This is a genomic window from Bacillus spizizenii TU-B-10, assembly GCF_000227465.1.
GTDB lineage: Bacteria > Bacillota > Bacilli > Bacillales > Bacillaceae > Bacillus > Bacillus spizizenii.
The window spans coordinates 1,121,842-1,134,098 of the sequence record NC_016047.1 but is presented as its reverse complement, the minus strand read 5'-3'; the positions used below and the strand labels follow the sequence as shown (position 1 = coordinate 1,134,098).

At 43.2% G+C, this 12,257-nt stretch carries 11 protein-coding genes; 6 read left to right on the top strand and 5 right to left on the bottom strand.

The window, feature by feature from the left end; all coding sequences use genetic code 11:
* Positions 1-146: 146 nt before the first annotated feature.
* Positions 147-1,016, bottom strand: a complete 870-nt coding sequence (locus tag GYO_RS27555) for an SDR family oxidoreductase (RefSeq protein ID WP_014113185.1) — start codon at positions 1,014-1,016, stop codon at positions 147-149.
* 73 nt (positions 1,017-1,089) lie between these two features.
* Positions 1,090-2,190: a citrate synthase CitA gene (gene citA / locus GYO_RS27550; protein WP_014113184.1), complete on the bottom strand. Its 1,101-nt coding sequence runs from the start codon at positions 2,188-2,190 to the stop codon at positions 1,090-1,092.
* A 108-nt stretch (positions 2,191-2,298) separates the two neighbouring features.
* Between citA and citR the strand changes: the two genes are divergently transcribed.
* Positions 2,299-3,174: a transcriptional regulator CitR gene (gene citR, locus GYO_RS27545; RefSeq protein ID WP_014113183.1), complete on the top strand. Its 876-nt coding sequence runs from the start codon at positions 2,299-2,301 to the stop codon at positions 3,172-3,174.
* 68 nt (positions 3,175-3,242) lie between these two features.
* Here citR and lytE read toward each other — a convergent pair whose 3' ends face one another.
* On the bottom strand, positions 3,243-4,256 hold the full coding sequence (gene lytE, locus GYO_RS27540; RefSeq protein WP_014113182.1) for a peptidoglycan endopeptidase LytE: 1,014 nt from the start codon (positions 4,254-4,256) through the stop codon (positions 3,243-3,245).
* A 528-nt stretch (positions 4,257-4,784) separates the two neighbouring features.
* Between lytE and phoA the strand changes: the two genes are divergently transcribed.
* The gene (phoA, locus tag GYO_RS27535; RefSeq protein WP_079288684.1) at positions 4,785-6,170 is read left to right on the top strand and encodes an alkaline phosphatase PhoA; all 1,386 of its coding nucleotides are present in this window, start codon (positions 4,785-4,787) and stop codon (positions 6,168-6,170) included.
* Positions 6,171-6,200: 30 nt separating this feature from the next.
* Here the strand turns inward: phoA and spoVR are convergent, their stop codons facing one another.
* Positions 6,201-7,607 (bottom strand): stage V sporulation protein SpoVR, encoded by a 1,407-nt coding sequence (gene spoVR, locus GYO_RS27530; protein WP_041520906.1) that lies wholly within the window; start codon positions 7,605-7,607, stop codon positions 6,201-6,203.
* Positions 7,608-7,771: 164 nt separating this feature from the next.
* Here spoVR and GYO_RS27525 point away from each other — a divergent pair, with 164 nt between their 5' ends.
* The 3 genes from GYO_RS27525 to lytF all read left to right on the top strand — a co-directional run bounded on the left by GYO_RS27525 (position 7,772) and on the right by lytF (position 11,440).
* Positions 7,772-9,298: a mechanosensitive ion channel gene (locus tag GYO_RS27525; protein WP_014113180.1), complete on the top strand. Its 1,527-nt coding sequence runs from the start codon at positions 7,772-7,774 to the stop codon at positions 9,296-9,298.
* Between the two features lie 113 nt (positions 9,299-9,411).
* Entirely contained in the window at positions 9,412-9,852 is a 441-nt protein-coding gene (nsrR, locus tag GYO_RS27520; protein ID WP_014113179.1) for a nitric oxide-sensing transcriptional repressor NsrR, read from the top strand.
* A 151-nt stretch (positions 9,853-10,003) separates the two neighbouring features.
* Complete coding sequence (gene lytF / locus GYO_RS27515; protein ID WP_014113178.1) at positions 10,004-11,440, top strand: peptidoglycan endopeptidase LytF; 1,437 nt, start codon at positions 10,004-10,006, stop codon at positions 11,438-11,440.
* 43 nt (positions 11,441-11,483) lie between these two features.
* Here the strand turns inward: lytF and GYO_RS27510 are convergent, their stop codons facing one another.
* Positions 11,484-11,807: a YqzG/YhdC family protein gene (locus tag GYO_RS27510; protein WP_014113177.1), complete on the bottom strand. Its 324-nt coding sequence runs from the start codon at positions 11,805-11,807 to the stop codon at positions 11,484-11,486.
* A 200-nt stretch (positions 11,808-12,007) separates the two neighbouring features.
* Here GYO_RS27510 and GYO_RS27505 point away from each other — a divergent pair, with 200 nt between their 5' ends.
* The gene (locus GYO_RS27505) at positions 12,008-12,250 is read left to right on the top strand and encodes a YhdB family protein (RefSeq protein ID WP_003224139.1); all 243 of its coding nucleotides are present in this window, start codon (positions 12,008-12,010) and stop codon (positions 12,248-12,250) included.
* Positions 12,251-12,257 lie beyond the last annotated feature (7 nt).

Below are 12,257 nucleotides of genomic sequence, written 5' to 3'. Positions count from 1 at the left end.
CCGGTCGCAAATCATTCCTTTCTCCTATTCAATATTATATATAAAATCACAAAAATGAAAACAGAATTGTTAGAAAAATCGACAAATTTTTATTTTTAAATTTCTCCTAACATAAAAAAACCAGCCATCATGCTGGTTTTCGTTCATTATGATGAAATAAAACGGCCGCCATTCACATGAATGGTCTGCCCTGTCATATAGGAAGATTCGTCAGATGCCAGCAGGACATAGGCGCCTGCATGCTCAACCGGCTGTCCCGGCCTTCCCATTGGGGTATCCAAACCGTGCTGTTTCACTTTTTCCTCAGGGAATGTCGCCGGAATAAGCGGTGTCCAAATCGGGCCGGGCGCTACCGCATTCACTCTGATGCCTTTATCCGCAAGCGACATCGCCATGGATCGCGTAAAGGAGACAATCGCACCCTTTGTGCTGGAGTAATCAATTAACGCCGTATTCCCTTCATAAGCGGTAATCGAAGTCGTATTAATAATTGCACTCCCCTCTTTCAAGTGAGGCAAAGCTTTCTTCGTCATATGAAACATGGAAAAAATGTTTGTGCGAAATGTTTTTTCCAGCTGTTCTGTTGAAATATTGAGAATGCTGTCCTGCGGATGCTGTTCAGCGGCGTTGTTCACCAATATATCAAGTTTGCCAAAATGGTCTACGGTTTGCTGCACAGCTTGTTCACAATGGTTCTCGTCCCCGACATCTCCCGGGATAAGCAGACAGCGGACATTTTCCTTTTCGATCCGTTTACGCGTTTCTTCTGCGTCCGAATGCTCATCTAAGTATAGAATGGAGACATCAGCCCCTTCTTTAGCAAACGCAATAGCAGCTGCTCTCCCTATTCCGCTGTCGCCCCCGGTAATGATCGCGACTTTTCCTTTCAGCTTTCCGCTCCCTTGATAATCCTCGTCCTCTGACAGAGGCAGCGGGTTCATTTCTGACTCAATGCCCGGCTGTCTGTCCTGATGCTGCGGCGCTTGCCCTTCTGTTTGTCTGTCCATTGGGTTCATATTCATCACTCCTAGACATGTGGTTGATACTGAACGTTACCACGCCATAGAAGCGAATAAACGACAAAATATGTTAAGAAAGAACTTCTTCAGGAATGAAGCCTGTATATTTCGCTGATGGACGGAAGATCATGTTGTTTTCTGCCTGCTCCAACACATGGGCACACCATCCTACCATTCTGCTTGCTGAAAAGGTCGGTGTAAACAATTCATCCTCAAAATCAATCGCCTTCATGACAGCCGCCGCATAAAATTCAACATTTGTATACAGCTTACGTCCCGGTTTGTAGATTTCAAGCAAACGAATCGCTGCTGCTTCTACATGCAGCGCAAGATCAAGATCGCGGTCATTGCCGGCCACCTCTTCTGCTTTTTGCCGCAAAGCTTCTGCCCGCGGGTCCTTCGTCTTGTACACCCTATGGCCAAATCCCATCAGGCGCTCTCCTTTTTCGAGTTTTTCTGTCAGATATGCTTCAGCATTTTCTTTTTCTCCAATGTCTTCAAGCATTTTTGTTACCGCAGAAGGAGCGCCTCCGTGCAGCGGGCCTTTCATCGTGCCGAGAGCAGCAGTGACGGCAGACACTAAATCACTCTCTGTGGATAATGTGACCCGTGCCGAAAAAGTGGATGCGTTCATGCCGTGCTCTATGGCCAGGATCATATATGTTTCAAGCGCTTTCTTTTTTGCCTCTGAAGGCTGTTCACCTGTGAGCATATAATAGTAGTTTTCGACATGTCCGTACTGGGAAAATGGCGCAATTGCCTGTTCACCGCGCGTCCATCGTTTTCTGTACGCAATGATAGAAGGCGTGATTGCAATCAGCCGAATCGCTTCTTCAGTTTTTGGTTGAAACGAGTATGCATTTTCCCCCAATGCTGAAACAACCGTTCTCAGCACCGACATGTCGTCCATGTTGTTTGGCAGTGACTGAATCAAGCGCTCGATGTGTTCCGGCAGGTACCGCTCCGCAGCCAGCTTACCTTCAAATGTATGCAACTCTTCAGGTGACGGCAGTTTTCCAAATAAAATCAAATAAGCGGCTTCTTCAAAGCTATGATTCAGCGCGATGTCTTTTGCATGATGGCCTCTGTAAATCAGACGGCCTTTTTCACCATCAATATGGCTGATAGATGTCTCCACACATGTAATTCCCTTTAATCCGTAATGTACCATTTGTATTCCCCCTATCCTTTTCTGTTATTATAGTAAATATAATATTTAAAAAATATTGAATATTTTAAAGGGAATTAATTAAAAATATTAATCAGAGGGAGAATAGAAATGGATTTCAAATGGCTTCACACCTTTGTGACCGCTGCGAAATATGAAAACTTCCGAAAAACAGCGGAAACGCTTTTTTTATCTCAGCCCACTGTGACCGTACATATCAAGCAATTAGAAAAAGAAATCAGCTGCAAGCTGTTCGAGCGAAAAGGCAGGCAGATCCAGCTGACTGATGAAGGCAGGGCTTATTTGCCGTATGCGCTGCGGCTTCTTGATGATTACGAAAACAGCATGGCAGAGCTTCACAGAGTGAGACAAGGCTACTCTCAAACCTTACAGCTCGCAGTTTCTCCGCTTATCGCAGATACTGTGCTTCCTTCTGTCATGAAGCGGTACACAGCGATGAATACGGAAACAGAAATGGCAGTTACGATTTTCGAATCGGCAGAAATCGCGTCGCAGATTAAAGCCGGGGAAGCAGATATCGGACTGAGCTGTTTAAAGGTACAGTCTTCCTCTTTAACCTGCCACTGTTTATATAAAGACCCTGTTGTCCTTGTTGCCCCCCCTGATCAGCGTTTCATAGATGACAAAGAAATTGATGCCAAAGAGGTGCTCGAGCAGTACCTGCTTTTGACCCACAATCATCCTGATTACTGGGACGACTTGCTCCGTCAAGTCAGAGTGACATTTCCATTTGTGAGAACAATGAAAGTGACACAAACACATATAACGAAACGGTTTATCAAGGAAGGACTTGGAGTTTCATTTCTGCCCTTATCTACAGTAAAGCGTGAATTGGCAGAGAAACAGATGATCAGAATCCCTTATCAATCAATACAGCTGCCCTATGCCGGCGCTTACGCAATCGCCCTTTATGAAAATAAGAAAGAAAAAAAATTCTTGGATTTTCTATCACATTTTCATTTTTAGGAGCAACCAACACGGATGTGCTCCGTCTAATGAAAAAACCCGTTCCAATGAACGGGTTTCCTTTAAAATTAGAATCTTTTCGCACCGAGGTAACGAGGCTTCCAGTAGCTGTTGTCCAGGCTGCTGATTTGTACGCCGTCAGATCCTGCATGTACGAAACTGTTGTTCCCGACATAAATTCCCATGTGGGAAGGGCCGGATTTATATGTTGTGAAGAAGACAAAATCTCCGACAGACGGGCTGGAAATGCTCTTCATAGAACTCCAGTATCCCGCAGTGCTTGTTCTGCCCACACTTGTTTGTTTATTCAGCACGTACCAAATGAATCCGCTGCAGTCAAAGCCGGAAGTTGTCGTTCCGCCCCATTTGTATGGCGTTCCGATTAACGCTTTGGCATCAGAAACCAGCTTGCTCACATTAAGTGATGTGGTAGATGATGCTTTACTGCTTGAAGATGATGAAGAGCTGGAAGAAGCAGGTTTTGAGCTTGTGCTTGTTCCTTTTACTTTCAACACTTGGTTGACATAGATTACATCTGATTTTAAGCCGTTTAAGCTTTTTAATTTGCTAACGGTCGTACCGTATTGCTTTGCGATTTTAGACAGACTGTCCCCGCGCTTCACTTTATAAGTTGAAGTTGAACTTGAAGATGTTGATACGCTTGATGAGCTTGAGCTGCTTGAACTTGCTGAACCTTTCAGTTTCAGGACTTGTCCGATACGAAGCAAGTCTGACTTTAAGCCATTCAGTTTTTTCAGTTCATTGACTGTCATGCCGTATTTTTTCGAAATTTTCCAAAGGCTGTCCCCGCTCTTTACTGTGTATGTAGAAGATGATGAAGAACTGCTGCTTTTTGAACTTGTAGATTTGCCGTTAATCGATAAAGTCTGCCCTACATAAATGATGTCTGAGCGAAGGTTGTTCTCTGATTTAATTTTACTGATCGTAGTGTCATATTTTCTTGAAAGATCCCATAAAGTGTCGCCTTTTTTCACCTTGATGCTTTGTGCAGATGCCGCTCCTGCAAATAATGTCGATCCTAAAACAACTGCTGTCGTAGCTGTAATGATTTGCTTTTTCATATTTTCCTCCCCAAATGTTAAATCTATATATATGTATCTCTTTTTTTAAATTAATCTTATTGTTTTCTATTATAAGGATAGATTCCCAACAGAAATAGTCTTGACTTCATGCGACAAATTTCTTAATTATTCGTTCCTAAAAAAAGTTTTTAAGGGTATTAAATATTTCATTTTCGTTTCAAAGGTGACAAAAAACGAGTGCTTTTGTCATGTTTTTTGGGATGTTTTTCAACTTAAAGGAAATAAATGAAAAACTTTCGGGGTCCACTCACTTATGGAAGAATGTGTGATAAAGAATATACGAGGAAAGCTGCGGTTATCCGCAGTTTTTTTATTTAAACAAACATATCATGCAAGGACAGAGAGGTAAAGATTTTTCTGAAAAATGAATGCTTTGAACCAACTAAGGCAAAATAACGAAACGACGTTTTTCATTTCCTTACAATGCTTTACTTAATGTTTACATGATCAACAGCCACATTTAACAAAATTTCCCTAACATGATAAACAGAATACATTTAAGGAGGCATGCAAAAAATGAATTTGTTTCAAAACATGAAATCAAAACTTTTGCCAATCGCCGCTGTTTCTGTCCTTACAGCTGGGATCTTTGCCGGAGCCGAGCTGCAGCAAACCGAAACGGCAAGCGCCAAAAAACAAGACAAAGCCGAGATCAGAAATGTCATTGTGATGATCGGTGACGGCATGGGGACTCCTTACATAAACGCCTACCGTTCCCTAAAAAATAACGGTGAAACACCGAATAACCCGAAGTTAACGGAGTTTGACCCGAATCTGACAGGCATGATGATGACGCACCCGGATGACCCTGACTATAATATTACAGATTCAGCAGCTGCCGGAACAGCATTAGCGACAGGCGTTAAGACATATAACAATGCAATTGGCGTCGATAAAAACGGAAAAAAAGTAAAATCAGTACTTGAAGAGGCCAAACAGCAAGGCAAGTCAACAGGGCTTGTCGCAACGTCTGAAATTAACCACGCCACTCCAGCCGCATATGGCGCCCACAATGAATCACGGAAAAACATGGACCAAATCGCCAACAGCTATATGGATGACAAAATAAAAGGCAAACAAAAAATAGACGTTTTGCTTGGCGGCGGAAAATCGTATTTTAACCGCAAGGACAGAAATTTGACGAAGGAATTCAAACAAGCCGGCTATAGCTATGTAACAACAAAACAAGCACTGAAGAAAAATAAAGATCAGCAGGTGCTCGGGCTTTTCGCAGACGGAGGGCTTGCTAAAGCACTCGACCGTGACAGCAAAACACCATCTCTCAAAGACATGACGGTTTCAGCAATTGACCGCCTGAATCAAAATAAAAAAGGATTTTTCTTGATGGTCGAAGGCAGCCAAATTGACTGGGCGGCCCATGACAATGATACAGTCGGAGCCATGAGCGAGGTTAAAGATTTTGAACAGGCCTATAAAGCCGCGATTGATTTTGCGAAAAAAGATAAACATACACTTGTCATCGCAACTGCTGACCATACAACCGGCGGCTTTGCCATTGGTGCAAACGGCGAAAAGAATTGGCACGCGGAGCCGATTCTCTCCGCGAAAAAAACGCCTGAATTTATGGCCAAAAAAATCAGTGAAGGCAAACCGGTCAAAGATGTGCTCGCCCGCTATACAAATCTGAAATTTACATCAGAAGAAATCAAAAGTGTTGAAGCTGCTGCACAGGCTGACAAAAGCAAAGGCGCCTACAAAGCCATCATCAAGATTTTTAACACACGATCTAACAGCGGCTGGACGAGTACCGATCATACCGGCGAAGAAGTACCAGTATACGCGTATGGCCCCGGAAAAGAAAAATTCCGTGGACTGATTAATAATACCGATCAGGCACACATCATATTTAAGATGTTAAAAACAGGAAAATAAAGAGGATGCAGAACGCTGCATCCTCTTTTTTTATAAATACCTGCGGTGAACACCTTTTCCATCGTACGAAAACATGACCTCCTTATCCTCAAGCACAGACTCGATGTGTACGCTTCTTCCCCAAAGCTGAAATAAATAAGGGAGCACTTTCTCCAAATATTTCAAATCCAGTTCTATGCCTTCATACCAATGCTTAATATAGAGCTCGTTATTTTTCATGTAATCGCCGTCGTTTACTGTCAAATATGGAAACCCGCCGTTTACCCGCATGCTCACGAGCTGGTCGCGTACCGATTTCCATTCTTTGTCGACGATTTTATAATCTCTGCCCTGTTTTTGAAACAAATAAAGATCCTCGCGCATAACTAAGTCTTTTGTTAAGTAATTGCGGATGAAAGAGATATCGGATTCAATTTCCCTGACCTCAAACATTTTCTCCCTGCCTGAGTCAGGCTTCACGCCCATTTTCTTCATTTCTTCCGTCGGGTTGTTGTACCGCTCCTCAATGTCTTCAAATATTTTCAGCCCTAAATAATAAGGATTGATGCCTGTTTTGGACGGCTGAACGACACCTGCATTCAGCTTGGCGAACTCTATCGCTTCATCTGAGGTTAAATCAAGCTCACGTATAATTCGCTGGTGCCAATAGGAAGCCCAGCCCTCATTCATAATCTTTGTTTCCAGCTGAGGCCAGAAATAAAGCATTTCCTCTCTCATCATCGTTAAAATATCACGCTGCCACGGCTCTAGCTCCCGGGAGTGCTCCTCGATAAAAAGCAGAATATCTTTTTCCGGCCGCGGCGGGAAAGGTTTTTTCGATTTTTTGACTTGTTTTTTCGGTTTCTTTTCATCCAAAGACCATAGATCATCGTATGGCGTCGCTGCCTCTTCAATATCCTCTTCCTCATCATCCACACTCCATAGAAGCTTCGGACGGACCAAAGACGGATCGATATGCTCCTGAATCGAAAGGATTGCGTCTAAAAAAGCTTCTACTTCTTTTATCCCGTGAACCTGTTCATAATGTTTAATCCGCTCGGCCGTTGCCGCCATGCTTTCCACCATATCGCGCTTCGTGTTTTGGAATCGGCAGTTGTTTTTGAAGAAATCACAATGGGCCAGAACGTGAGCGACAATCAATTTATTTTGGATCAGTGAGTTGCTGTCCAGCAAAAAAGCGTAGCATGGATCTGAGTTAATGACCAGCTCATAAATCTTGCTTAATCCAAGATCATAATGCAGCTTCATTTTGTGAAATTGCTTCCCGAAGCTCCAGTGGCTGAATCTTGTCGGCATCCCGTACGCGCCGAATGTATAAATAATTTCAGCCGGGCAGATTTCATATCTCATCGGGTAGAAATCAAGGCCGAATCCTTTTGCAATTTCGGTAATTTCCTCAATTGCCCGCTGTAATCCCTTCTTCTCCTCCGCGTTCAACCGAATCCCCCCTACTTGGACTTATCTATAATGTATGAGCCCGCCTGACAAAAGATGATAGCCTCGCTTGGGCAGAAAAAAATTCGCTCGGCACATTCAGCTGTTTGCCGATTGTGCCAGTGGGTAAAAACACACCATATTACGAAAAAAAGGAGCGATACCAATTGAATGTAGCAGACATGCTTTCTTCTTATCTCAGTAAGCTGCCAAACTTAATCATTGCTTTACTCGTCTTATTAATCGGATGGGCTATCGCTAAAATCATTGAAAAGGCGGTTTACAAAGGGCTCAGAAAAACAAAAATTGACGACAAGCTCTTTGCTGGGAAAAAGCCATCACGCTATTCCTCAGAAAAAGTCATAAGCAAGGTCGTTTATTTTATCGCATTGATTATCGTCTTTATTTTATTCTTTAACATTTTGCACCTGACATCAGTGGCGTCACCGTTTGTCAGCATGCTTTCCGCAATTACAGCAGCTATCCCGAGTGTGCTGAAGGCTGGACTCATTTTGCTGTTAGGATGGGCTGCAGCCTCTGTATTGAGCTTCCTTGTTAAAAAAATCGGGATGAAGCTGAACACGAGTGACAAGCTGCGCAAGTGGAATTTGGTGTCTGAAGGAAAAGATATTCATCAGGCAGTCAATGCCGCTTCGCAAATTGTCTTTTATCTCGTGCTGCTTGTTTTCCTGCCAGGGGTTTTATCTTCTTTGAAAATCAGCGGCATTTCAGGTCCGTTTACAAATATGATGGAAAGCGTGCTTGCTTTTCTGCCGAAATTATTTGCCGCCGCGCTTATCGTTTTAATCGGCTGGCTTGTTGCCCGTCTTGTACGTGACATCATTACGAATTTCCTTGCAAGCATCGGTACGGAAAGATTCGCCGCACGTATGGGTTTATCTATTTACTTAAAAGATACAAGTCTTTCTGCAGTCATCGGAACAATCGCTTATGTGCTGATTTTAATACCAGTTGTCATTTCAGCGCTTGACCAGCTGGATGTCGCCGGCATTTCGAAACCGGCTGTCTCTATGCTGAATACCATTTTAAACATGCTTCCGAACATCATCATTGCCATCGTGCTTGTTTTAGCGGGTATGTGGGCAGGAAAATGGGTAAACACCATGGTGTCCGGACTCCTCCATCGCGCAGGCTTTGATTCTGTATTAGGAAAAATGGGCATGGAAACAGGAACGCCTGCCAAGCTGTCCCTGTCTCAAGTTGTCGGTATGATTGCGCAAATCATTGTCATTCTGCTGTTTACAGCCGAGGCGCTGCAAATTGTTCAGCTGCACTTTCTCGTAGAGATTGCGACTGGCATCATCGCGTATCTGCCGAATGTCCTTGTCGCTGTATTCATTCTCGGCATCGGCCTTTACGCCGGGGAATTGGTGCGAAAAGTGCTCGCAAGCATAATCAAAGGCCAGGAATTCAAGTCTTTAGCGGCGATTGCTAAATATACGGTTATCGCACTTGCTTTCTTTATGGCCCTTGACCAGCTTGGTGTCGCTGCCACAATCGTCAATTCCGCGTTCATCATCGTGCTTAGCGGCTTCGCACTCGCCTTCGGTTTATCCTTTGGCCTTGGCGGAAAGGATTTTGCATCGCGTTATCTGTCTGCATTTGAACGTAAAATGCAAAACACCGAAATTGACAAGAACCGTAAAAACCAAAATCCGCCGAATAACATGTAATCAAAAACGTGTACCCAGCAGGGTGCACGTTTTTTCAGTGAAAAATTCCTTTTTTTTCATTTTTCAATCGATTATGATAAGATATAGAAAATGTCTTATTACGAGGTCTTATTATGAAGTTAACAAATTATACAGATTACTCATTAAGAGTGTTGATTTTTCTGGCCGCAGAACGTCCCGGAGAACTTTCGAATATAAAACAGATTGCCGAAACGTATTCTATTTCAAAAAATCATCTCATGAAAGTGATATACAGGCTCGGCCAGCTCGGCTATGTAGAAACAATACGCGGACGAGGCGGCGGTATCCGCTTAGGCATGGACCCTGAAGACATCAACATCGGTGAGGTTGTCAGAAAAACGGAAGACGATTTTAATATTGTTGAATGTTTTGATGTAAACAAGAATCTCTGCGTTATTTCCCCGGTGTGCGGCTTAAAACATGTGCTGAATGAAGCGCTTATGGCCTATCTTGCGGTTTTGGACAACTATACACTGCGCGACCTTGTCAAAAACAAAGAAGACATCATGAAGCTTTTAAGAATGAAGGAATGATCATGATTCCTTCTTTTTTTATGCCCTTTTTCCCCCTTTTTGTTAAGATAATATGGCTGTTTTTCAAAAAAGGCAAAACGATGGGGCGAACCTGCCGATATAAAAAAGAAACAGCATATTCAAAATCATTGGGGGAAAAAGGAGAGCTCAGATGAAAAAGAAATTAGCAGCAGGGCTGACAGCATCTGCGATTGTCAGTACAACTTTAGCAGTGACACCAGCTGAAGCAGCAACGATTAAGGTCAAAAGCGGAGATTCTTTATGGAAACTGGCCCAAAACTACAACACAAGTGTGGCGGCTATCACATCCGCCAACCATCTTTCGACTACTGTTCTGTCTATCGGCCAGACGCTTACCATTCCGGACAGCAATTCAGGCACTTCATCTACTTCAAGCTCAACAACCAAGAAGAGCGGAAGTTCTGTTTACACAGTGAAAAGCGGAGATTCACTTTGGCTGATCGCAAATGAGTATAAAATGACGGTGCAGGAACTGAAAAAATTAAACGGACTAAGTAGCGACATGATTCGTGCAGGTCAGAAATTAAAGGTAGCCGGTACGGTTTCTTCAAGCTCAAGCTCTAGTTCCAGTACAAAAAGCAATTCCAATAAGAGCTCAAGCTCTTCATCTTCTACCGGAACATACAAGGTGCAGCTTGGAGATTCGCTTTGGAAAATTGCAAACAAAGTCAATATGTCCGTCGCTGAATTGAAGGTCTTGAACAACTTAAAATCAGACACCATTTATGTGAATCAAGTGTTGAAAACAAAATCAAGCGGCTCTAATACGTCTTCCAAAGACACTTCATCCAATTCGAGCCAAACTTCAGCAACAAAGAATTATACTGTAAAAAGCGGAGATTCACTTTGGAAAATTGCAAACAACTATAACCTGACTGTACAGCAAATCCGAAACAGCAATAATCTGAAATCAGACATGCTGTACGTCGGGCAAGTGCTGAAGCTGACAGGTCAAGCATCTTCAGGCACTTCATCATCGTCTTCTTCGTCAAATGCTAGCTCAAGCACGACGACTACATACACGGTGAAAAGCGGCGATTCCTTATGGGTGATTGCTCAAAAGTTTAATGTAACAGCTCAGCAGATTCGGGAGAAAAACAATTTAAAAACAGATGTCTTGCAGGTTGGCCAAAAGCTGGTCATTACCGGAAAAGCTTCATCTTCATCCTCTTCTTCATCCGGTTCTTCAAGCACTTCCAGCTCAACAAGCGCGAAGATTAACACAATGATTGCCGCCGCTAAAGAGCAGCTTGGGGTTCCGTATCGCTGGGGAGGCACGACACCGGCCGGGTTTGACTGCAGCGGATTCATTTACTATGCACTGAACAAAGTTACATCCGTATCTAGATTAACGGCAGCCGGATATTGGAACACAATGAAATCTGTCAGCCAGCCTGCTGTCGGAGACTTCGTTTTCTTCACAACATATAAAGCCGGCCCTTCCCACGTCGGAATTTATCTTGGAAACGGGGAATTTATTAATGCCAACGATTCCGGAGTTGTCATTTCCAGTATGAACAACTCTTACTGGAAACAGCGCTATCTTGGTGCAAAACGATATTTCTAAAAACAGAAACTGTATGGCCTTAGCGGCTGTACAGTTTTTTTGATTAGAGCCTAAAGACGTTGATGCTGATCATATGCTTTGTCACCGGATGAAAATAGACTTCGGCCCGAACAGAAAAGGTATCAGCTTTCTGTCTGACCGTCACCCGAAAAACATCTTTCGTCTGCTCATCATTCACCTCGGTCCGCCCCATATAAGCGTAATCAGAAAATGAAGCACCCTTATATTCATCCTGAATTTTGCTCCAGGCGAGCTGTTCCCACTTTTGAACGGACTCGTCTGTGTCCGCTGAATGTCCTTTTGCGGCCATTGACAAGATGATCAATCCGCAAAAAAGAAGCGCAATGGTATACGGCAGAGATTTCATGTTTTCAGTCTCCTGTACCCAGATTATGTTCTATCATAGGTTTTCCAAAAGCGACAGCTTCATTCAGGCATTTTGATTTTATGTCTCCCTCATATTGCTATCCCTGTACTGCCGCAGACGCCAAGTTTTGCCCCGTCAATAACATGGGATGCGGCATAAACTAATCATGAACTTCTCACACAAGAAAGGAGAAGCGATTCATGGATTATGCCGATTACGATAAAGCGCTGTATTACACCCATCGTTCTCAATGGGATAATTTATTAATTTTAATGGTGCGTACAGAGGATGATTTGTTATCAAAACGAATCGAACATTTTCTGCATGCGTATCATTTTGAACAGGATTACGCCGTTCTTGAAAAGATGCTGTATTCCCTTCTCCGTTATATTGATCATGCCACAGAGCTGACCTACGAAGATCAATTAGCCTTGCTCACATAAACAAATC